The organism is Streptomyces johnsoniae, assembly GCF_031845565.1.
GTDB lineage: Bacteria > Actinomycetota > Actinomycetes > Streptomycetales > Streptomycetaceae > Streptomyces > Streptomyces johnsoniae.
The window spans coordinates 41689-62316 of the sequence record NZ_JAVREV010000008.1 but is presented as its reverse complement, the minus strand read 5'-3'; the positions used below and the strand labels follow the sequence as shown (position 1 = coordinate 62316).

The window sequence follows — 20628 nt, the reverse complement described above, 5'->3', positions numbered from 1 at the left end:
CGGCTCCCTACACTTTCGATTCTTCGGCGAACTCCAGCGTACGCCTGTGCTTGGGGTCCTCTCAGACCGCCCGGGGCAGCGGGTCCGCGGTTTCCAGCACACCGCGCAGATGCCGCTCCACTACCGGAATCACCTCGGTGACCGGAACATTCCGCCCCAACTCCTGCGAGATCGACGTCACACCCGCGTCCCTGATGCCGCACGGCACGATGCGGTCGAACGAGGTGTTGTCCGGATCGCAGTTCAGTGCGAAACCGTGCATCGTCACGCCCTTGGCGACACGGATGCCGATGGCGCACAGCTTGCGGTCCTCGTTGCGCTGCCCGGCGTTGGACGGCGCGTACTCGGGACCGCTCAGCCGCGGGTCGAACTCCTCGTCGTGCAGCCGCGGATCGAAGTCGAGCGCCAGGCCGCCCAGGCCGGGCCGGCCGGCGCCCTCGTCCTCCAGCGCGTCACCCAGCACCCACACCCCGCTGCGGCCCTCCACCCGGGTCGTGGCCAGGCCGAAGTCGGCGCAGGCCCGGATCACGGCCTCCTCGATGCGCCGCACGTGCGCCACGACGTCCACCGGGCGCGGCAGCTTCAGGATCGGGTAGCCGACCAGCTGCCCGGGACCGTGCCAGGTGATCTTCCCGCCCCGGTCGACGTCCACCACCGGCGTGCCGTCCAGGGGCCGTTCGCTGTCCTCGGTGCGCCGCCCGGCCGTGTAGACGGCGGTGTGCTCAAGCAGGAGACAGGTGTCGGGGATCTCGTCGGCGAACCTGGCCGTGTGCACGCGCCGCTGCTCCTGCCACGCCGCGTGATACTCGACGGCCTCGGCGCCGAACCCCAGATGGACAAAGCGCAGCTCGCTCACGGCCGCGGCTCCTTCGTTTTCGTACACACGTTTCGCGTCTCGACCCCACTCTAGGCCCTGTCCTGCCGATCTTGCCGGGCCCGCGACTCCCCCAGACTCCGTCCGGGAGGTGCCCCCAGCTACGGCACTCCCCCAGCCTGGCGGCTGGGAGGTGCCCCCACGCTGCGTTACCGAATCGCGCGAATACGGACAGGTATGAGCTGCGATCCGGCTCCCTCTTGCACGCATCGTGCAAGAGGGGCCCACGCGATTCACCGCATCCGGGGGCACCTCCCTGGGGGCACCTCCCAGACGAAGTCTGGGGGAGGAGTCCGGGGGAGCCGCGGGCTGATCCGACAAGATCGACAGGACAGGACCTAGCCCCGGGCAGAAGCCGTCCTCCCGAGGCCCTTGGGCTCACACATATGGATGAATCCTCGGTCGACGAGCCGACTAAACCGGGCAGGACCGTTACATTCACGCCGTTCCAGCCGCACAGCCGTAAGGCAGGAGACCGCACCGCCGATGTCCACGGAACGACCCGGAGGCCCGCCCTCCCCGCAGTCCGCCACACCGCGTACACCGAACCGCCAGCTCGCCGCACTCATCGCCGAGGCGGGATTCTCGCACGCCGGTCTGGCCAGACGTGTCGACCAGCTCGGCCTCGAACACGGCCTCGATCTCCGGTACGACAAGACGTCGGTCACCCGCTGGCTGCGCGGGCAGCGCCCCCGCGGTACCACCCCGGCGCTGATCGCCGAGGTGTTCACCCGGCGGCTCGGCCGCCGGCTGTCCGCCCAGGACCTCGGTCTTGAGGCGTGCGCCCCCGTCTACGCCGGCCTGGAGTTCGCCGCCAGCCCCGCCGAGGCCGTCGACATCGTCGCCGGCCTGTGGCGCAAGGACTCCGGCAGCTACGCCGAGCTGCGCAAGATCGCGTTCACCCCGGCCGGGCTCGTCGTGCCGAGCCGGGACTGGCTCATCGGGCGCCCGGACGACCGGGTCGCCCGCGGCGAGCCGCCGGAAGGCACGCCGCCCGGCCCGGAGGCGCCGCCCGCCGCCCGGGTCCCCGAGCAGGCGCGCGGCGCCGTCCGGCCGCCGCAGCCGGGAGAGCCGGCGGCCCCGGGACGCCCGCCGCAGGCGCAGGGCGTCCGCCGCCCCGTGCCGCCGCCCGCGCGGCCGAGCCGCCTCGACCGGGTCGAACGGGGGCCAGGACAGCGCGTCACCCCGGGAGACATCGCCGCCCTGCGCTCCGTCGCCGACCTGTTCCGCACGCTGGACCAGGCGTACGGCGGCGGCCACGCAAGGCAGGCGCTCGTGCGTTACCTGGAGAACGAGCTGGAGCCGATGCTGCGCGGCGCCTACGGTGAGCAGACCGGCCGCAAGCTGTTCTCCGCCGCGGCCGACCTGACCCGGCTCGCCGGCTGGACCGCGTACGACATCGCGGCCCACGGCCTGGCCCAGCGGTACTTCGTGCAGGCCCTGCGGCTCGCGCAGGCCGCGGGCGACCGCAGCTACGGCGCCTACGTGCTCGTCTCCATGAGCAGACAGGCGGTCTACCTGGGGCACGGCCGCGAGGCCGTCCAGCTGGCCCGCGTCGCCCAGCAGGGCATGGCCAGCTCGGTGCCGCCGGTGGTCCAGGCCCTGCTGCACAGCGTCGAGGCCCGCGGGCACGGCCTGCTCGGCGAGGTCCGCTCGTGCACCGCGGCGCTCGCCCGCGCGGAGCGCGCCCTGGAGACGGCGCGCACGGCCGACGACGTGCCCGCGTGGGCGCGGTTCTTCGACGAGGCGCAGCTGGCCGACGAGTTCGCGCACTGCCACCGCGACCTCCAGCAGTACCGGGCCGCCGCAAGGCACGCGGAGCGCTCCCTCCAACTGCGCAGCCCCGCCTACGCGCGCAGCAGGCTCTTCTGCCGGATCGTGCTGGCGAGCGCGCGGCTCGGCCTCGGCGACGTCGAGCACGCCTGCACGCTGGCCGCCGAGGCCGCCGCGCAGGCCAACGACATGCGGTCCGTGCGGGCCCACGAGTACCTCCACGATTTCGAACGGCGCCTGGACCCGTTCCGCGACGCCGCGGCCGCGCGCGTCTACCGGGAGAAGCTGGCGGCCCTGGGCTGACCGTCAGCCCGCCCATGCGGGCGGGCGCAGGCCCGCGTCCGCGAGTACCGCGGCGGTGGCGCGGCGGGCCGAGGCCAGGTCGCCCGCCGGTCCTGGCGCGTCCCGGTGGTCGCCGCACACGTACAGGCCGTCGAGCAGCCGGACCGGGCGGACGCCGGTGTACGGGGGCGGCACGGCGGGCACGGCCTGCGCGTCGTGGTGGGCGGCCAGCAGCTCCCAGTCCTCGGCCGTCGTCTGGTGCATCTCGCCGAGCTGGGGCCGCGCGGCCTTGTCCAGCAGTTCGGGCGGCTCCGCGGCCTGCGAGCCGAGGACGACGGACGTGACCAGCGTCCGGCCCGCGGGAGCGCGGGACGGGTCGGCCGCCGAGGCCGCCACGCTGTGCGCGACAGGACCGCGCGCCCCGGCCTCCACGACGAGCGTGGCCCCCGAGGGCACGGCGGCAGGGGCCGCGTGGTGCAGCACCGTCACCGGCCGGAAGGCGGGCACCCGCAGGCCCGGCAGCAGCCGGGCCGCCTCGGCGGCCCCCGTGGCCACGACCACGCCCCGGCAGCCGAACGTGCCGTGCGCCTCGGTCACGACCGCCGTCGTGGTCACCGCGACGGCCCGCACGCCGGTGCGCACCGCGCCCGGCGGCAGCCCGGCCGCGAGCAGTTCCGGCAGCACCGCGGCGCCGCCGGCCGGCAGGCCGAGGCCGCGGCGGGCGAACGCGCGCAGCGCCAGATCGCCCAGGCGGCTTGAGGTGGCCAGCTCCGGGTCGTGCAGCAGCACGGACAGCAGCGGGCGCAGCGAACGCTCGGCTATCCGCGGGGGTATCCCGCGGGTGGTCAGGGCACCTGCGGCCGTCAGCTCGGGCCGCGCGCGCAGCCGCGCCTCGGGGGAGCGGCCGAGGCGGGCGAGGTTGGCCCGCAGCCAGATCCGTTCGAAGACCGGGTCGCCGGCCGTGTCGGGCTCGCCGTCCGCCGGTTCGCAACGGCCGTCCGCGGTGCCGCCGATCCGCCGGGCCGACCCCTGACCACGCAGCAGGATGCCACCGGTCAGGCGGCGCAGGGGCAGCGGGCGCGGGAGGCGGCGCAGGGTGGGGGAGTCGGGCAGCGAGAGCTGGCTGGCGCGGTCGAGGCGGAAGCCGTCGCGGACTTCGGTGGCCATCCGGCCGCCGATCCGTCTTTCCGCCTCAAGCACGGTCACCGTGAGCCCGGCGGCGGTCAGGTAGTGGGCAGCGGCGAGTCCCGCCGCTCCGCCCCCGATGACGACGATGTCGGCGATGTCGGAGAACGCGCGAGGCGTTCGGCGCTTAAGCACGTGGCCTCCCTGGTGAGGTGGTCGGTGCATCCGAGCGGCGGGCTCGCGGCCGGCCAGAACCTGGTGGCCTTCGGTGCTGCTGCCCGCGGTGGCGCGGGCCATGCCCGAACCGGAGCCGACCCTCTCACGCCGGGCGGAATGCGGCAGAGCGCATGCACCGGGCATGGGGGCACACAGGTCGCACACCGGTGCGGGAGATAGCAGACCGGGTCTACGCGGGGCGGGCGATCGCGGCGCGTACCGCTTCTTCGACGGTGGGGTGCGCGAAGGTGAACCCGGCGTCGAGCAGCCGCTGCGGCAGCACGCGCTGGCTGCCGAGCACGTCCTCGGCGAACTCGCCGAGCACCAGCCGCAGCAGTGGCCCGGGCACCGCGCACACCGTCGGGCGGCGCAGCACGCGGCCCATGGCCCGGGTGGCCTCGCGGTTGGTCACGGGGGTGGGGCCGGTGAAGTTGACCGGGCCCGCCACCTCGCAGGTGTCGGCGAGCAGGAAGCGCAGCGCGGACAGGTAGTCCGCCAGCGAGATCGCGCTCCAGAACTGCCGCCCGTTCCCGATCCGGCCGCCGAGCCCGGCCCGGAAGATGGGGAACAGCTTTCCCCAGGCCCCGCCGGAGCGCGCGACCACCAGGCCGGTGCGGGTGAAGACGGTCCGCACCCCGGCCTCGGCGGCCGGTGCCGCCGCGGCCTCCCAGTCGCGGGCCAGCTCGGCGAGGAAGCCGGTGCCGTTGGGGGCGTCCTCGGTCACGGCCCGTTCGCCGGTGTCGCCGTAGTAGCCGATGGCGCTGCCGGACAGGAAGACGCGCGGCCGGGTGTCGAGGGAGGCCATCGCGGCGGCGAGTGCGGCCGTGCCGAGCACCCTGCTGTCGCGGATCACGCCCTTGTACGCGGTGGTCCAGCGGCGGGCGGCCACCGGGGCCCCGGCCATGTGCACGACGGCGTCGCAGCCCGCCAGCGCCGCGGCGTTCAGCTCCTGCTCCCGCCCCGTCGGGTCCCACCTGGCCTCGTCCCCCGCCCGCGGCGGGCGGCGCACCAGGCGCACGACGGCGGCGCCGTCCGCGCGGAGCGCGCCCGCGAAGGCGCCGCCGATGAGACCACTGGTGCCGGTGACGGCGATGCGGCGAGGCGTCATGGGCCCATCCTCGTGGATCACGCCGCGCCCCGGCCAACCGGGGCGCCCAGGTCCGAGGATTCCCCCGGAAAGCCCGACAGAAGATGTCGGGTTTCGCTGCGAGGGTCAGGGTCGTGCACAGGCGCACACGCGTCTGTGCGGGACACGGAAGGACGAACGCGTGGATCAGGAGAACGGGCCGCTGTCGGGAAAGATCATCCTCGTCGCGGGCGCGACGCGGGGCGCGGGGCGGGCCATGGCCGTCGAACTCGGCGCGGCCGGGGCCACGGTCTATGTCACGGGCCGCACCACCCGCTCGTCGGTGAGCGAGATCGGCCGCGCCACGGAGACGATCGAGGAGACCGCGGAACTGGTCACGGCCGCGGGCGGCGAGGGCATCGCGGTGCCGACGGACCACCTGGAACGTGACCAGGTGCAGGCGCTGGTGGACCGCATCGACCGCGAGCAGGGGCGGCTCGACGTGCTGGTGAACGACGTGTGGGGCGCCGACCACCTGGTGGACCACCCGTTCACGGGCAAGATGTGGGAACAGAACCTGGACGACGGGCTGCGCATGCTCGAACTGGGCGTCAGGACCCACATCATCACCAGCCACTGCGCGCTGCCGCTGCTGATCCGGCGGCCGGGCGGTCTTGTGGTGGAGGTGACCGACGGCACGGCGGAGAGCAACGCGAAGTACCGGGAGCACTTCTTCTACGACCTGGCGAAGTACGCGCCGCTCCGCATGGCGCTGGCCCTGGGCGAGGAGCTGCGGGACGCGGGCGGCACCGCGGTCGCGATCACGCCCGGCTTCCTGCGTTCGGAGGCGATGCTCGACACGTACTTCAAGGTCACCGAGGAGAACTGGCGGGCGGGCATCGAACAGGACCCGGCGTTCGCGATCTCGGAGTCCCCGGCGTTCGTCGGCCGGGCCGTCGCCGCGCTGGCCGCCGACCCGGACGTGGCGCGCTGGAACGGGCAGTCCCTCTCCAGCGGCGGCCTGGCGAAGGTGTACGGGTTCACCGACACGGACGGCTCGCGGCCGGACGCCTGGCCGTTCATCACGGCGCTGCTCGCGGGCGAGAAGCCGGACGCGGCGGACTACCGCTGAACGTTCCTCACCGGTACTGGTCCGCGGTCCGCTCCGCCGCCCGCGCCATGCGTGCGCGCAGTCCTGGCGGGGCGAGGACCTCGCACTCCGGGCCCAGGGCGAGGAACTGCGTGTAGGCGACGTCCGCGGATTCGACGGGCAGGGTCACGGTGATCCGGCCCTGCCCGTCCGGGTCCGCGGCGGCGGCCAGCGCCTCATCGGCCGCCGCCCGGTCCGTGACGTACCGCAGGGCCCGCGCCCCGTCCCGGGTCAGGCGCAGCAGGACCTCCTCGTGCAGGATCGAACGGGCGAAGGCCGCGGACCGTTCGGACCAGAAGGCGGACAGGTCGAACGTCTCGTCCCGTTCGAAGCGGGTGCCCGCCGGCTCGGCCGCGGCGAACCGGTCGACGCGGTAGACCCGGTGGCCGCCGCCGGGCGGGCGGGCCGCCAGGTACCAGGTGCCGGCCTTGAGTACCAGGCCGTACGGTTCGAGCCGGCGGTCGACCTCCGTGCCGTCGCCGCGGCGGTAGCGGACGGCGAGCAGCAGGTCGTCCCAGACCGCGTCGGCGACGGCGGGCAGCAGGTCCGGCGTCTCCGGCGGCTGCCACCAGCCGGGGGCGTCGAGGTGGAAGCGCTGCGCGGCGCTGTCGTGTGCGGAGCGAAGCTCCGGCTGGAGGGCCGCGGACACCTTCAGGCGGGCGGCGGACGCGGCGTCGGCCAGCCCCATGTCGCGCAGCGCGGTGGGCACTCCGGAGAGAAAGAGGGCTTCGGCCTCGCTGCGGCCGAGGCCGGTCAGCCTGGTGCGGTAGCCGCCGATCAGCCGGTAACCGCCGGCACGGCCGCGGTCGGCGTAGACGGGGACTCCGGCCTCGGCGAGGGCCAGCACGTCGCGGGCGACGGTGCGCTCGGACACCTCCAGCTCACCGGCCAGCTCGGCGGCCGTCATCGTCCGCCGCGCCTGGAGCAGCAGAACCATCTTGATCAGGCGGGCAGCTCGCATGGCACCATGATGACCGTGAGGGCCGGGCCCCGTGCGTTGGCGCGACAATCGGGACCCGGTCCTGCGGGCGAGAGCCGCGCCACTGGGCAGGACAGGAGCTTGGCGGCGCGGCTCGCTTTCCCGGGAACTGTATGCCCCTGATCGATGATCGATCAAAGCTTTCCGGGGAAATTCTTTGCGAATCGGCGAAATTGGCATCCCGTGCCAGCGGAGGCCGGGGAGATTCCCGGCGAATCGCCGCGTTCAGGCACGCGGTGCACAGTTCAGGACGTGCTCCTTCACGAGCTGCCCGATGTGCGGATCACGGCGCAGGAAGGCGTCGATCAGCTCCTGGTGCTCCTCCGCGTACGACCGCTGCCTCGTACCGAGCCAGCGGATCGACAGCGCGGTCCACACCTCGATGCCCAGTGCCTCCCAGGTGTGCAGCAGCACGCTGTTGCCCGATGCCTTCACCAGCTCGCGGTGGAAGGCCACCGTGTGCCCCACCTGCGCCTCCGCGTCCCCGAGCCGGTCGGCCCGCTGCAACGCCGCCACCTCGGGCACCAGCGCCGACACGTCGGCGGCCAGCCGGGCCGCGGCCAGCTCGGCCGCGATCTGCTCCAGACCGGCCCGCACGGGGTAGATCTCCTCCAGATCGGCGGCGCTCAGCGCCCGGACCCGGACGCCCTTGTTCGGCGCCGATTCGATCAGCCGCAGCGCTTCCAGCTCGCGCAGCGCCTCACGGACCGGCGTCTGGCTGACGTCGAGTTCGACCGCGATCCGCCGCTCCACGATCCGTTCGCCCGGCTGCCAGCGCCCCGAGACGATCCCCTCCAGGATGTGCTCGCGGATCTGCTGGCGCAGCGAGTGGACGACGGGCGGACTCATCTCACCCTCCTATCGGGCCGCGTGGCGGCCCCAACAGGCCGCGCCCCGCCCGGAGGGTCCGGGGGGGGCGCGGCCGGTTTCTGTTGTGGCGCCGGCCGGTGGCGGCCGACCGTGCTACAGGCCGAGTTCGCCCTCGAACTCGCCCGCTTCCAGACGCTCCTTGACGGCCGTCAGGTACCGGGCGGCGTCCGCGCCGTCCACCAGCTGGTGGTCGTAGGACAGGGTCAGGTAGGCCATGTCCCTGATGGCGATGGTCTCGCCGAGATCCGGGTGGTTCACGACGACGGGGCGGCGGACGGTGGCGCCGATGCCCAGCTCCGCGACCTGCGGGTAGTTCACGATGATGGTGTCGAACAGCGCGCCGCGCGACCCCGTGTTGCTGATCGTGAACGTGCCGCCGGACATGTCGTCCGGCGCCAGCCCGCCCTGACGGACCTTCCCGGCCAGCTCCGCCGTCTTCTTGGCGATGCCCGCCAGGCTCAGGTCGCCGGCCCCCTTGATGACCGGGACCATCAGACCCTTCTCCGAGTCCACCGCGATGCCCACGTTCTCCACGTCGTGGTACGTGATGGTCCCGTCATCGTTGATCTTGGCGTTGATGACCGGGTGGACCTTCAGCGCCTCGGCGGCGGCCTTCACGAAGAACGGCATCGGGGAGAGCTTGACGCCCTCGCGCGCGAGGAACGACTCCTTGGCGCGCGCCCGCAGCCGCATGACGCGGGTGACGTCGACCTCGACGACAGAGGACAGCTGCGCCTGGTTGTGCAGCGCCTTCATCATGTTCTCGCCGATGAGCTTGCGGATGCGCGGCATCTTCACCGTCTGGCCGCGCAGCGGCGAAGGAGCGGCCGGGGCCGCGGCCTTCGCCTGGGCCGCCGGTGCGGCCGGGGCCGCCGCCGCGGCCTTGGCGGCCTCGGCCGCCGCCAGCACGTCCTGCTTGCGAATCCGGCCGCCGATGCCCGAGCCCTTGACCGTGCTCAGGTCCACGCCGTTCTCACCGGCCAGCTTGCGCACCAGCGGGGTGACGTAGGCGCCGTCCGTGGCGGGGGCGGGCGCCGGGGCAGCCTGCGGCTGGGCCTTCGGCTCCGGCTTGGGCGCCGGCGCGGGGGCCTGGGCGGGGGCCTGGGCGGCGGGCGCCGGCTCCGGCTTCGGGGCCTGCGCGGGCGCGGGCGCCGGCTCGGGCTCCTTCGCGGGCGCCGGCGCGGGCGCCGGCTCCGGTGCCGCGGGCGCGGCACCGGCGGCGCCGATGACGCCCAGCTTGCCGCCGACCTCGGCCGTCTCGTCCTCGCCGACGGTGATTTCGAGCAGCGTGCCCGCGACGGGCGCGGGGATCTCGGTGTCGACCTTGTCGGTGGACACCTCAAGCAGCGGCTCGTCGGCGTCGACCTCCTCGCCGACCTCCTTCAACCAGCGGGTGACGGTGCCCTCGGTGACGGACTCGCCCAGCGCGGGCAGCACCACGTCGGTGCCCTCGGCCGCGCCGCCCTGCTGCGCCGCGGGGGCCGGGGTCGGCGCCGCGCCCTCGGCCGGGTCGGACGCCGGCTCGGCCTGCGTGGGCTGCTCGGCCTGCTGCGGCTGCTGCTGTGCGGGGGCCTGCTCCGGCTCGGCGGCCGGCGCCGGCTCGGCCGCGGGGGCGCCGGAACCGTCGTCGATGACCGCAAGCTCTGCGCCCACCTCGACGGTCTCGTCCTCGGCCACCTTGATGGACGACAGGACTCCGGCGGCGGGCGCGGGGATTTCGGTGTCGACCTTGTCGGTGGAGACCTCGAGCAGCGGCTCGTCGGCCTCCACATGCTCACCTTCGGCCTTCAGCCAGCGGGTGACGGTGCCCTCGGTCACGCTCTCGCCGAGCGCCGGAAGGGTTACGGAAACCGCCATGGTTTCTGTTGCTCCTTACGAAAAGTGGCAAATGATTACTGCGCGCTCTGGTGATAACGCGGCCGGGTCAGTCGTGGGAATGCAGTGGTTTGCCGGCCAGGGCGAGATGAGCCTCGCCCAGCGCCTCGTTCTGCGTCGGGTGCGCGTGGATGAGCTGCGCCACCTCCGCGGGCAGCGCCTCCCAGTTGTAGATCAGCTGCGCCTCGCCGACCTGCTCGCCGAGCCGGTCCCCGACCATGTGCACGCCGACGACCGCGCCGTCCCTGACCCGTACGAGCTTGATCTCGCCCGCAGTCTTCAGGATCTTGCTCTTGCCGTTGCCCGCGAGGTTGTACTTGAGAGTGACCACCTGGTCGGCGCCGTACAGCTCCTTGGCCCTGGCCTCGCTGACGCCGACGGAGGCGACCTCCGGGTGGCAATAGGTGACCCGCGGCACCCCGTCGTAGTCGATCGGCACCGGCGAGAGGCCCGCCAGGCGCTCGGCCACCAGGATGCCCTCGGCGAAACCGACGTGGGCGAGCTGGAGCGTCGGGATCAGGTCCCCGACGGCCGAGACGGTCGGCACGTTGGTCCGGCAGAACTCGTCGACCAGCACGAAGCCGCGGTCCATCGCCACCCCGGCCTCCTCGTACCCCAGGCCCTGGGACACCGGGCCGCGGCCGATCGCGACGAGCAGCAGCTCCGCCTCGAAGGTCTTGCCGTCCGCCAGGGTGACGGCCACCCCGTCGGACGTGTACTCCACGGACTTGAAGAAGGTACCGAGGTTGAACTTTATGCCGCGCTTGCGGAAGGCCCGCTCCAGCAGCTTGGAGCTGTTCTCGTCCTCGGCGGGCACCAGGTGCGGCAGCCCCTCCACGATGGTGACGTCGGCCCCGAAGGACTTCCACGCGGAGGCGAACTCGACGCCGATGACGCCGCCGCCCAGCACGATGGCGGACTTCGGCACCCGGTCGAGGACCAGCGCGTGGTCCGAGGAGATGACCCGGTCGCCGTCGATCGTCAGGCCGGGCAGCGACCGGGGCACGGAACCCGTCGCGAGGAGCACGTGGCGGCCCTCGTACCGCCGGCCGTTCACGTCGACGGACGTCGGCGAGGACAGCCGGCCCTCGCCCTCCACGTAGGTGATCTTGCGGGAGGCCACCAGGCCCTGGAGCCCCTTGTACAGGCCGGAGACCACCCCGTCCTTGTACTTGTGCACCCCCGCCATGTCGATGCCGTCGAAGGTGGCCTTCACGCCGAACTCGGCGCCCTCGCGCGCCGCGTCGGCGATCTCCCCGGCGTGCAGCAGCGCCTTGGTGGGGATGCAGCCGTTGTGCAGACAGGTGCCGCCCAGCTTGTTCTTCTCGATCAGGGCGACGTCCAGGCCCAGCTGCGAGGCACGCAGGGCCGCGGCGTAACCACCGCTGCCGCCACCGAGGATCACTAGGTCGAAAACGGTGCTGGCGTCGTTCGCCACGTCACGTTCCTCCAAGGATGGATTCGCCGCGGGCCGGTCGACGGTGACCGGCCGACGGTCCTGTGTGAGCCGCTGGTCGCGGCCCGTGTGTGGCTCGCCTTGGTGGTTGAGCCCGGCCCTGTCCTGCCGGAAACCCATCTTCGCACGCTGCCGCGCCGGGCCGGATCTCCGGGGCCGACCCCCAGGTCACGGGGCCAGCTCACCGTCCGCGATCCGTTCGGCCAGCCGGATCAGGGTCCGCACCGCGGAACCCGTGCCGCCCTTGGGGGTGTAGCCGTAGGGCGCGCCCTCGTGGAACGCGGGCCCGGCGATGTCCAGGTGCGCCCACCGGGTGCCCTCGGCCACGAACTCCTTCAGGAAAAGACCCGCGGACAGGCCGCCGCCCATCCGCTCGCCCACGTTCGCCAGGTCCGCGACCGGCGACTTCAGGCCCTCCGCCAGCTCCGGAGGCATCGGCATCGGCCAGGACTGCTCACCGGCCTGCCCCGCGGTCTCGTGCAGCAGCTCCCGGAACGCGTCGTCCTCGCTCAGCACCCCGAACGTGCGCTTGCCGAGCGCCAGCACCATCGCGCCGGTCAGCGTCGCCACGTCCACCAGCGCGTCCGGCGACTCCTCGCAGGCGCGGGCCAGCGCGTCCGCCATCACCAGCCGGCCCTCGGCGTCGGTGTTCAGCACCTCGACGGTCTTGCCGCTGTACATGGTCAGCACGTCGCCGGGGCGCACCGCACCGCCCGAGGGCATGTTCTCGGCCAGCGCCAGCCAGCCGGTCACGTTCACCTCAAGGCCAAGGCGCGCGGCGGCCACCACCGCGGAGAAGACCGCGGCGGCCCCGCTCATGTCGCACTTCATCGTCTCGTTGTGCCCCACCGGCTTCAGCGAGAGGCCGCCGGAGTCGTAGGTGATGCCCTTGCCGACCAGCGCGAGCGTCGCCGCGGCGGACGGGTGCGTGTAGGTGACGCGCACCAGCCGCGGCGGGGTCGCGGAGCCCTGCCCGACGCCCATGATCCCGCCGTAGCCGCCGTCCTTCAGCGCCAGTTCGTCCATGATCTCGGCCGTCACGCCGTACTCGGGCGCCGCGGCCTCGACCACGGCGGCGAAGTCGGCCGGGGACAGCGCGTTGGGCGGGGTGTTGATCAGGTCCCTGGCCCGCGCGACCTCCTCGGCCACCACCAGCGCGCGCTCCGCCGCCTCGGCGTGCTCCTCGTCGCCCGCGTCGGCGTCGAGCACCGTGATGCGGGCCAGCGCGGCACCGGCCGGTGTGACGTTGGCCCGGCCGCGGAACGCCGTGAACGTGTACGCCCCCAGCAGCGCCCCCTCCGCCACGGCCCCGATCGACTCCGCGTCGTCGGCGGGCAGCGCGAACGTGGCGTGCTCGGAGCCGGTCAGCGCGCGGGCCGCGGCACCCGCCGCGCGCCGCAGCGCCTCGGGGCGGTAGCCGTCCGTGGGCTCGGGGCCCAGACCCACCGCCACCACCAGCGGCACCGCCCAGCCCGCGGGGGCGGGCAGCCGGGTGATCTCGTCCTCGGTCCCCTTGGCCCGGAGCGTGGTCAGGGTGGCGGCCAGGGTGCCGCCGAGTGCCTCGTCGGCCGCCGCCGCGGCGGGCGACCCCGCCGGCAGGACGGGCCCGGACTCGCCCTTGGCGACGCCGATGACCACGGCGTCCGCGGGCACCGTGGTCGCGGGGAGGTTGCTGAGGGTCAGTGCAGTCACGGTCAGATATTCCGTTCTGTCTGTGTCGTTTCGTCGTGGGCCGGCCGGCGCCGCGGCAATCCGGCAGAAGACTACGCCGCGCCCCCGTTCAGGTGCCGCCCACCGTCAGCACCAGGAGCGTCACCGCGGCGGCGCCCTCGGCGACCGCGCCGAGAACGTCGCCGGTGACACCGCCGAACCGCCGCCGGCAGTGCTGCACCAGCAGCTCCGCCGCGCTCAGCGCGAGCACCACCGCGCACACGCCCACCACCGCGCCCGCCGCGGTCGGCTCGCCGGCCAGGCCGCCCGCGACGGCCGCCGCCAGCGCCACCGCGCCCGCGACCGCCGCCGCGGTGCCGCGCGGCACCGACCCGGCCACCACCGCGCCCAGGCCGTCCGGCCGCGCCGCGGGCACGCCGCTGCGGCAGGCCCACGTCAGCGCGGTGCGCGAGACGAGACCGGCCAGCACCACGGCCGTCACGGCGTAGCCGCGGCCGTGCCCGTACAGCTCGTAGAGCGCCGCGATCTGCGCGAGCAGCGTGCAGACCAGGGCGATGACGCCGAACGGGCCGATGTCGGACCGCCGCATGACGTCCAGCGCCTCGGCGGCGGGCTTCCCACTGCCGAGGCCGTCCGCGGTGTCGGCGAGCCCGTCCAGGTGCAGCCCGCGGCTGAGCGCCGCCATCGTCGTCACGGTGAGCACGGCCGTCAGCAGCCAGCCGGTCTCCAGGGCCAGGAACGCCCACGAGACGCCGCCGGCGGCGAGGCCGATCGCCAGGCCCGCCAGCGGCGCGCACAGCATGCCGGATCTGGCCGCGGCCCGGTCCCAGCGCGGCACGCGCACCGGCAGCACGGTGAGCGTGCCGAACGCGAAGCGAAGACCGTCGGCGGGCGCGGCGTTCCCGGGTGGCGGAGGCGCACCCGGGGGGTGCGGGGGCGGTGGCGGCGTGGCGTTCATCGTCCGGCAGCGTAGCGCCAGACGCTGGGATGCCATGGAGTGCTGGTGGGAACGCAACATCGTCGAACCGGGAAAGCTGCCGCTGCTGCTGGCCCTGGCGGCGTTCATCTGCACCTTTCTGGTGACCCGCGCGGTGACCCGGCTGATCCGTGCCGGGCGCGGGCCGTTCCACGACGTGTCGGCGGGCGGGGCGCACGTGCACCACGCCGTGCCCGGCGTGGTGCTGATGACCGTGGGCGGCTTCGGTGGCCTGGCGGCGGGCGGGCGCGGCTGGGCCGCCGGGGCGACGGCCGTCGTGTTCGGCATCGGCACCGGCCTGGTGCTCGACGAGTTCGCGCTGATCCTCTACCTGCACGACGTGTACTGGTCGGACCAGGGCCGCCGCAGCGTCGAGGCCGTGGTGCTGACGGCGGCGCTGGCCACCATGCTGCTGACCGGCTTCACCCCGCTCGGTGTGGACGACGTCGGCCCCGAGGAACGCCTCACCCGCGGCAGCGCGATCGCCACCGTCCTGATCAACCTGGTCTTCGTGCTGATCACCCTCGTCAAGGGCAAGATCAGGCTCGCCGTCGTCGGGGTGCTGGTGCCGCTGGCGGCGCTGACCGGCGCGCTGCGGCTGGCCAGACCCGGCTCGCTCTGGGCTCGGCGCTGCTACCGGCGCCTGCCGCGCACCGCGGCGCGCGCCGAACGCCGCGCGCGGGCGCACGACGCCAGGTGGGGCCGGGTCCGCCGGTGGGTGCAGCAGGTCGTGGGCGGCATCCCGCGCAGCACGGGCAAGGAGTGAGCGCCCGTCAGGTCGCCTCGGCCACCGCGGCGGAATGGTCCGCCGACTCGGACTCGGCGGCCTCTGCCGCCCCCGCCGCCTCCGCCGCGTCCTCGTCGGGCCGTTCGGGCCGTTCGGGCAGCTCGGCGGCCAGCGCCCCGGCCGCGAGCACCAGCGGCAGGGCGAGCAGCGCGCCCGAACCCTCCCCGACGGTGACCCCGTGGTCGAGCAGCGGTTCGAGCGCCATCCGGTCCAGGGCCTTGGCCTGGCCCGGCTCCCCGCTCGCCTGCCCGGCCAGCCACCAGTCCGGGGCGCGGAACGCGATCCGCTGCGCCACCAGCGCGCAGGCCGCCGAGACGACGCCGTCCAGGATGACCGGCGTGCGGCGTACGGCGCACTGGAGCAGGAAGCCCGTCATCGCGGTCAGATCGGCGCCGCCGACGGCCGCGAGCAGCTTGAGCTGGTCGCCGAGCACCGGGCGGGCGCGGCGCAGCCCGTCGCGGATCGCCGCGCACTTGCGCATCCAGGCCAGGTCGTCGATGCGCACGCCGCCGCGCCCGGTGACCACCGAGGCGTCGGTGCCGCACATCGCCGCGATCAGCACCCCGGCGGCCGTGGTGCCGCCGACCGACAGGTCGCCGAGCACCAGCAGATCGGTGCCCGCGTCGGCCTCCTCGTCCGCGACGGCCATGCCCGCGCGGAACGCCTGCTCGGCCTCCTCGGCGGTGAGCGCGTCCTCGATGTCCAGGCGTCCGGAGCCGCGGCGCACCCGGTGACGGGTCACCTCCTCGGGCAGCTCCTCGGGCGGGCAGTCGAGGGAGAGGTCCACGACGCGCAGCGGGACCCCGGCGTGCCGGGCGAGCACGGCCGCCGGGCTGCCGCCGTCCAGCACGGCGCGCACCAGGGCGGCGGTGCCGCCGGCCGGGCGGGCGGAGACGCCGAGCGAGGCGACGCCGTGGTCGCCGGCGAACAGGATGGCCCGGGGCCGGGCGACCGGCGTGACCGGCACGTGTCCCTGCGCGGCGGCCAGCCAGGCGCCGATCGTGTCCAGCCGCCCAAGTGCCTTGGGCGGCAGGCCGGTACGGGTGCGCCGCTCCTCCGCCTTGCGCCGCAGCCGGACACTCGGGCGCTCGATGAGGTCGCCGAAGTCGTCGAGGTTGAGACCGCCGTCACTCATGCGCACGAGACTACCGTCCGGTCACCCGGGCGTTCAGCGCAGTGGCAGCGCGGTGCCCGCCACGGTCAGCAGCACGTGCTCGCACTCGGCGGCCACCGCCGCGTTGAGGCGGCCGAGTTCGTCGCGGAAGAGGCGTCCTGACGCGGTGGCGGGGACGATGCCGGAGCCGGTCTCGTTGCTCACCAGGACCACCGTGCGCTGCGTGCCGCGTACCGCCGCGACCAGCGCGGCGGTACGTGCCGCGAGTTCGCGCGCCCCGCCGTCCGCCCACCGTTCCGTCTCCCAGGCGCCCGCCGCGTCCATCGCGTCGGTCAGCCACAGCGCGAGGCAGTCGATCAGCAGCGGCGGCCCCTCCGCGCGAGCGAGCAGCGGGACCAGATCGCAGGTTTCGACGGTGGTCCAGCCCGGCGGGCGGCGTTCGCGGTGCGCCGTGACCCGCGCCGTCCACTCCGGATCGTCCCCGCGCCTGCCGCCGGTGGCGACGTACATCACCTCGGGGAACGCCGCGAGCCTGCGCTCCGCCTCGGCGGACTTTCCGGAACGCGCGCCCCCGAGTACCAGCGTGCGCCGGGGCACATCGGGAATCCGCCGGTAGTCACCGGCGGTGAGGGTAGCGCCGTCCGGTTCGGTGCGCGCCCCCAGCGCGGCCAGCCGGCGGCGCAGTTCCGCGCCCGGCTGGACGTCGTGGTCCAGGTGCACGGCCACCACGTCGGTCGTGAGCGCCGCGGCCCCCGCGCCGCGCAGCCGGGCCAGGGCATCGGGCCTGCCCACCACGTCGAGCAGGCACAGGTCGTACGCGGGCCCCGCGAATTCACCGGCCGGGCCGGCCCCGGGCGGCAGGTACAGCAGCCGCCCGCCGCCCGGCCCGGTGACCGCATAGCCGGTGCCGGGGCCGTCCACCGCGAGCGCCCGCACCCGGTGCCCGTCGAGCAGCGTCAACTCGCGGCCGTCCGGCAGCCGTACCGGGACCGGCAGCTCCCGCGGCAGTTCGAGCGCGGGCCCTTCGTGCGGGTGGCTGAGCAGGACCTGCCGTACGCCGTGGAGGGACTGCCCGGCCCGCGCGGCGGACAGCGCGAGGCCCGGCGTGAGGTCGAGCAGCAGCACGCCGTCGACCAGCACGGCGGTCGCGGTGCGGACCTCGTCCCCGAGCGCACGGGCGCAGGCGGCGCAGGAACAGCCGGGGCGCGGAAGCCCGGCCGGGGCGCCCGTGCCGAGCAGAGTGACGTGCATGCCCCGATCCTCTCGCCCCGCGCCCGGTCACGCGCGCGGTGGTGCGCTGGGAGCGCCGGCCGTGATTTAGTCTGCGATCAGGCAGTCGGGCGATCCAACAGTCGGTCAGGAAGCGGAGGCTTCGCATGGCGTGGGAGTGGCGGTTCGAAAAGGCGGACGGCACGGCGGCCGAGCCGACCGCGGCCCCCGGCGACTTCGGTACCCAGGGCGATGCCGAGTCCTGGATCGGCGAACTGTGGCCAGAACTGCTGGCCGAGGGCATCGACCAGGTCTCGCTGTTCGAGGACGGCGTGAAGATCTACGGGCCGATGAGCCTCCACGGCGCCGAGGGCTGAGCCGGCTCAACCCCCGCCCGGACCCCCTCACGCCTCGCCGAGCGCGACCTCCGCGGTGCGCCGTTCGCCGTTGCGCTCGTAGGTGACCTCCACCTTCTCGCCCGGCCGGTGCCCGGCCAGCGCCTCGGCCAGCGAGACGACGTCGGTGACCTCGTCGTCGCCGACCCGCACCACCACGTCGCCGGGCCGCAGCCCCGCGCGGCCGGCCGGGCCGTCCTCCTCGGCGGTCACGATCGCCGCGCCCGCGGGCTGGAAGCCGTCGCCGAGCACCGTGCGCACCGAGACGCCGAGCGCGGCGCGCCCCGAGTCGACGACGCGGCCGTGCTCGATCATCTGGTCGGCCAGGAAGATCACCGTCGAGGCGGGGATCGCGAAGCCGATCCCGGGCGCCTGCCCGCCCCCGAGCCCCGGGTCGCGGGCGGCCAGCGTGGGGATGCCGACGACGTGCCCGGAGAGGTTGACCAGCGCGCCGCCGCTGTTGCCCGGATTGATCGCGGCCGAGGTCTGCACCATGTTCCCGAGCGTCGCCTGCCCCTCGCCCTCGCTGACGGAACGGCCCACGGCCGAGACGATGCCCTGCGTGACGCTGGAGGACAGGCCGAGCGGGTTGCCCATGGCCAGGACGATCTGCCCGACCGCCACGCGCGAGGAGTCGCCGAACGTCGCGGGGCGCAGCTGGTCCGGCACGTCGTTCAGCGCGACGACCGCGAGGTCCTGCTCGGGGTAGGACGCCACCAGCTCGGCCCGTTCCGGCTCCTGCCCGGTGGCCAGCAGTACATCGAACGTGCGCTCGCGCCCCACGACGTGCGCGTTGGTCACGATGTGGCCCTCGTCGTCGTAGACGACCCCCGAGCCCTGGCCGTCGGGCGTGGTGATCTGCACCACCGAGGGCAGCACGTCGGTCACCACCTCCTCGTACCGCTCCTGGAGCGCGTCCGAGACGGTGGGGGCCGGCGCGCGGGAGGCGCGTCCGGCGGGCGTCCGGTCCGGGTCGGATGCCGAGGTGCAGGCGCCGCCCGCGGCGAGCAGCGCCCCCGCGCAGAGCAGCGCGGCACCGGACCGGGGCAGGGGCGGGGCAGTGAGGGCCATAGCCGCATTGTGTCCGCGGCACCGACCACGGCCCGGGAACACCACTACGCCGTTCCGGGCGAGCTACCGCCGCCGCGGCGCCCCGGCGGCCGGGCCGGCGCAGACCGTCCGGTCACGGCCCGGCGGAGACCTAACGGGGGACTTCGCCGCGCTTGATCTGGGGTTTCGGCAGGCGCATGCGGCGCATCTGCATGGTGCGCATCAGCGCGTACGCCGAGGTGCCGCGCAGGCTCTCGTCGGGGAAGCGGGCCCGCAGCTGCTTCTTCAGGCGCCGGGTCAGCAGAACCGAGTCGGCGACGATCATGAGGATGACCGCGAGCCACAGCAGCAGCGCGATGTTCCGCAGCTGGAGCGACGGCATCATGCTCAGCACGAGGATGAGCACCGCGATCGGCAGGAAGAACTCCGCCACGTGCCACTTGGCGTCCACGAAGTCACGCGTGAAGCGCCGCAGGGGACCGCGGTCGCGGGCGGGCAGGTGCCGCTCGTCGCCGGAGAGCAGGGCCTCCCGCTGCTTGGACAGCGCGGTCTTCCTCGCCTCCTTGGCCCGCCTGGCCGCCTCCTTGCGGTTCGTCGCCGGCTTGACGACGGCGCGGCGCAGCGCCTCCGCCTCGCTGCGCTTGGGCGTGGGGCGGCCTTTCGGCGCCTGCGGGTCACGGACATGGGGCTGCTCCGCCGACGGCTCGGCGGCGGAGTCTACTTTCGAACGGCTTCGGAACACGCCACAAGAGTACGGTCTCAACGCGCCGACCCCAACGGGTGCGGCTACTCCTCAGGCGGGAGGACCCGTGGCGCGTGATCGTCCTCGGGGAGGAGTCATTCGGGGACGAGCAGTGCGCTAATGGATACAGGCCCCGTAGGGTAGTAGGGGATCAGCAGCAGTTTGGTCAGAGGTTCGAGCCCGTCATGAAGGGGGCGCGCGAAGCCCATGAGCGGTGTCATGAAGCGGATGGGGATGATCTTCCGCGCGAAAGCCAACAAGGCCCTGGACCGGGCCGAGGACCCGCGCGAGACGCTGGACTACTCGTACCAGAAGCAGCTGGAGCTGTTGCAGAAGGTCCGGCGCGGCGTCGCCGACGTCGCGACGTCCCGCAAGCGCCTGGAGCTTCAGCTCAACCAGCTGAACGGCCAGTCCGGCAAGCTGGAGGAGCAGGGCAAGAAGGCGCTGGCCCTGGGCCGGGAGGACCTGGCCCGCGAGGCGCTGACCCGGCGGTCGTCGCTGCAGCAGCAGGTCAGCGACCTCCAGCAGCAGCACGCGACGCTCCAGTCCGAGGAGGACAAGCTCACCCTGGCGGCCCAGCGGCTCCAGGCGAAGGTCGACGCGTTCCGCACCCGCAAGGAGACGATCAAGGCGACCTACACGGCCGCCCAGGCGCAGACCCGCATCGGCGAGGCGTTCTCCGGCATCTCCGAGGAGATGGGCGATGTCGGCATGGCCATCCAGCGGGCCGAGGACAAGACGGCCCAGCTCCAGGCCCGCGCCGGTGCCATCGACGAGCTGCTGGCCTCCGGTGCCCTGGACGACCCGACGGGCGCCTCGAAGGACGATCTCACCGCGGAGCTGGACCGCATTTCCGGCAACGCGGACGTAGAGTTCGAGCTGGAGCGGATGAAGGCCGAGCTGGCCGGCGGCAGCTCCGCGGGACGGCAGGCCCTGGAGGGCGGCAACACCGCGGGGGCACAGCCGGAGCAGCAGGAATCCCCCAAGTTCGACAAGCAGTGATTCTCTGGAGGGCATC

General features: G+C 74.1%; 18 protein-coding genes. 5 read left to right on the top strand and 13 right to left on the bottom strand.

The window, feature by feature from the left end; translation table 11 throughout:
- Nucleotides 1-61 precede the first annotated feature (61 nt).
- Complete coding sequence (lipB, locus tag RM779_RS16170; protein ID WP_077061896.1) at nt 62-856, bottom strand: lipoyl(octanoyl) transferase LipB; 795 nt, start codon at nt 854-856, stop codon at nt 62-64.
- A 504-nt stretch (nt 857-1360) separates the two neighbouring features.
- Here lipB and RM779_RS16165 point away from each other — a divergent pair.
- Nucleotides 1361-2950: a regulator gene (locus RM779_RS16165; RefSeq protein WP_311618394.1), complete on the top strand. Its 1590-nt coding sequence runs from the start codon at nt 1361-1363 to the stop codon at nt 2948-2950.
- Nucleotides 2951-2953: 3 nt separating this feature from the next.
- Here the strand turns inward: RM779_RS16165 and RM779_RS16160 are convergent, their stop codons facing one another.
- Together RM779_RS16160 and RM779_RS16155 are read right to left on the bottom strand one after the other, a co-directional pair.
- On the bottom strand, nt 2954-4249 hold the full coding sequence (locus tag RM779_RS16160) for an FAD-dependent oxidoreductase (RefSeq protein WP_311618393.1): 1296 nt from the start codon (nt 4247-4249) through the stop codon (nt 2954-2956).
- A gap of 211 nt (nt 4250-4460) precedes the next feature.
- On the bottom strand, nt 4461-5378 hold the full coding sequence (locus tag RM779_RS16155) for a TIGR01777 family oxidoreductase (RefSeq protein WP_311618392.1): 918 nt from the start codon (nt 5376-5378) through the stop codon (nt 4461-4463).
- Between the two features lie 160 nt (nt 5379-5538).
- Here RM779_RS16155 and RM779_RS16150 point away from each other — a divergent pair, with 160 nt between their 5' ends.
- Nucleotides 5539-6468: an SDR family oxidoreductase gene (locus RM779_RS16150; protein WP_311618391.1), complete on the top strand. Its 930-nt coding sequence runs from the start codon at nt 5539-5541 to the stop codon at nt 6466-6468.
- 7 nt (nt 6469-6475) lie between these two features.
- Here RM779_RS16150 and RM779_RS16145 read toward each other — a convergent pair whose 3' ends face one another.
- From RM779_RS16145 to RM779_RS16120, 6 genes are all read right to left on the bottom strand, one after another.
- Nucleotides 6476-7447 carry a helix-turn-helix transcriptional regulator gene (locus RM779_RS16145; protein WP_311618390.1) on the bottom strand — a complete coding sequence of 324 codons (972 nt, stop codon included), beginning with the start codon at nt 7445-7447 and terminating at the stop codon, nt 6476-6478.
- Nucleotides 7448-7690: 243 nt separating this feature from the next.
- Nucleotides 7691-8314: a GntR family transcriptional regulator gene (locus RM779_RS16140; protein ID WP_077061901.1), complete on the bottom strand. Its 624-nt coding sequence runs from the start codon at nt 8312-8314 to the stop codon at nt 7691-7693.
- A 114-nt stretch (nt 8315-8428) separates the two neighbouring features.
- On the bottom strand, nt 8429-10192 hold the full coding sequence (gene sucB / locus RM779_RS16135; protein ID WP_311618389.1) for a 2-oxoglutarate dehydrogenase, E2 component, dihydrolipoamide succinyltransferase: 1764 nt from the start codon (nt 10190-10192) through the stop codon (nt 8429-8431).
- Between the two features lie 67 nt (nt 10193-10259).
- Nucleotides 10260-11648 (bottom strand): dihydrolipoyl dehydrogenase, encoded by a 1389-nt coding sequence (lpdA, locus tag RM779_RS16130; protein WP_311618388.1) that lies wholly within the window; start codon nt 11646-11648, stop codon nt 10260-10262.
- A gap of 186 nt (nt 11649-11834) precedes the next feature.
- Nucleotides 11835-13358: a leucyl aminopeptidase gene (locus tag RM779_RS16125; RefSeq protein WP_311618387.1), complete on the bottom strand. Its 1524-nt coding sequence runs from the start codon at nt 13356-13358 to the stop codon at nt 11835-11837.
- Nucleotides 13359-13446: 88 nt separating this feature from the next.
- Entirely contained in the window at nt 13447-14295 is an 849-nt protein-coding gene (locus RM779_RS16120; RefSeq protein WP_311618386.1) for an adenosylcobinamide-GDP ribazoletransferase, read from the bottom strand.
- A gap of 34 nt (nt 14296-14329) precedes the next feature.
- Here RM779_RS16120 and RM779_RS16115 point away from each other — a divergent pair, with 34 nt between their 5' ends.
- Nucleotides 14330-15079: a hypothetical protein gene (locus RM779_RS16115; RefSeq protein WP_311618570.1), complete on the top strand. Its 750-nt coding sequence runs from the start codon at nt 14330-14332 to the stop codon at nt 15077-15079.
- A 7-nt stretch (nt 15080-15086) separates the two neighbouring features.
- On the opposite strand, the gene cobT is transcribed toward RM779_RS16115, so the two are convergent.
- Nucleotides 15087-16235, bottom strand: coding sequence for a nicotinate-nucleotide--dimethylbenzimidazole phosphoribosyltransferase (gene cobT, locus RM779_RS16110; RefSeq protein ID WP_311618385.1), 1149 nt, complete (start codon nt 16233-16235; stop codon nt 15087-15089).
- 33 nt (nt 16236-16268) lie between these two features.
- Nucleotides 16269-17465 carry a bifunctional adenosylcobinamide kinase/adenosylcobinamide-phosphate guanylyltransferase gene (locus RM779_RS16105; RefSeq protein ID WP_311618384.1) on the bottom strand — a complete coding sequence of 399 codons (1197 nt, stop codon included), beginning with the start codon at nt 17463-17465 and terminating at the stop codon, nt 16269-16271.
- 125 nt (nt 17466-17590) lie between these two features.
- Between RM779_RS16105 and RM779_RS16100 the strand changes: the two genes are divergently transcribed.
- Entirely contained in the window at nt 17591-17800 is a 210-nt protein-coding gene (locus RM779_RS16100; protein WP_077061908.1) for a hypothetical protein, read from the top strand.
- A gap of 27 nt (nt 17801-17827) precedes the next feature.
- Here RM779_RS16100 and RM779_RS16095 read toward each other — a convergent pair whose 3' ends face one another.
- Both RM779_RS16095 and RM779_RS16090 read right to left on the bottom strand, forming a co-directional pair.
- On the bottom strand, nt 17828-18889 hold the full coding sequence (locus tag RM779_RS16095; RefSeq protein ID WP_311618383.1) for a S1C family serine protease: 1062 nt from the start codon (nt 18887-18889) through the stop codon (nt 17828-17830).
- 130 nt (nt 18890-19019) lie between these two features.
- Nucleotides 19020-19610 carry a DUF3043 domain-containing protein gene (locus tag RM779_RS16090; protein ID WP_311618382.1) on the bottom strand — a complete coding sequence of 197 codons (591 nt, stop codon included), beginning with the start codon at nt 19608-19610 and terminating at the stop codon, nt 19020-19022.
- Nucleotides 19611-19829: 219 nt separating this feature from the next.
- Here RM779_RS16090 and RM779_RS16085 point away from each other — a divergent pair, with 219 nt between their 5' ends.
- A complete protein-coding gene (locus RM779_RS16085) occupies nt 19830-20612 on the top strand; it encodes a PspA/IM30 family protein (RefSeq protein WP_077061911.1) in 783 nt (260 codons plus the stop codon).
- The last annotated feature ends 16 nt before the right edge of the window (nt 20613-20628 follow it).

Bases quoted from the DNA above. Each gene is read 5' to 3' on its own strand.
- RM779_RS16120 (WP_311618386.1), bottom strand. From the start codon at position 14,295: ATGAACGCCACGCCGCCACCGCCCCCGCACCCCCCGGGTGCGCCTCCG.
- RM779_RS16095 (WP_311618383.1), bottom strand. From the start codon at position 18,889: ATGGCCCTCACTGCCCCGCCCCTGCCCCGGTCCGGTGCCGCGCTGCTC.
- RM779_RS16105 (WP_311618384.1), bottom strand. From the start codon at position 17,465: ATGCACGTCACTCTGCTCGGCACGGGCGCCCCGGCCGGGCTTCCGCGC.
- cobT (WP_311618385.1), bottom strand. From the start codon at position 16,235: ATGAGTGACGGCGGTCTCAACCTCGACGACTTCGGCGACCTCATCGAG.
- RM779_RS16155 (WP_311618392.1), bottom strand. From the start codon at position 5,378: ATGACGCCTCGCCGCATCGCCGTCACCGGCACCAGTGGTCTCATCGGC.
- RM779_RS16145 (WP_311618390.1), bottom strand. From the start codon at position 7,447: ATGCGAGCTGCCCGCCTGATCAAGATGGTTCTGCTGCTCCAGGCGCGG.
- RM779_RS16115 (WP_311618570.1), top strand. From the start codon at position 14,330: ATGGAGTGCTGGTGGGAACGCAACATCGTCGAACCGGGAAAGCTGCCG.
- RM779_RS16165 (WP_311618394.1), top strand. From the start codon at position 1,361: ATGTCCACGGAACGACCCGGAGGCCCGCCCTCCCCGCAGTCCGCCACA.
- RM779_RS16140 (WP_077061901.1), bottom strand. From the start codon at position 8,314: ATGAGTCCGCCCGTCGTCCACTCGCTGCGCCAGCAGATCCGCGAGCAC.
- RM779_RS16085 (WP_077061911.1), top strand. From the start codon at position 19,830: ATGAAGCGGATGGGGATGATCTTCCGCGCGAAAGCCAACAAGGCCCTG.
- sucB (WP_311618389.1), bottom strand. From the start codon at position 10,192: ATGGCGGTTTCCGTAACCCTTCCGGCGCTCGGCGAGAGCGTGACCGAG.
- RM779_RS16100 (WP_077061908.1), top strand. From the start codon at position 17,591: ATGGCGTGGGAGTGGCGGTTCGAAAAGGCGGACGGCACGGCGGCCGAG.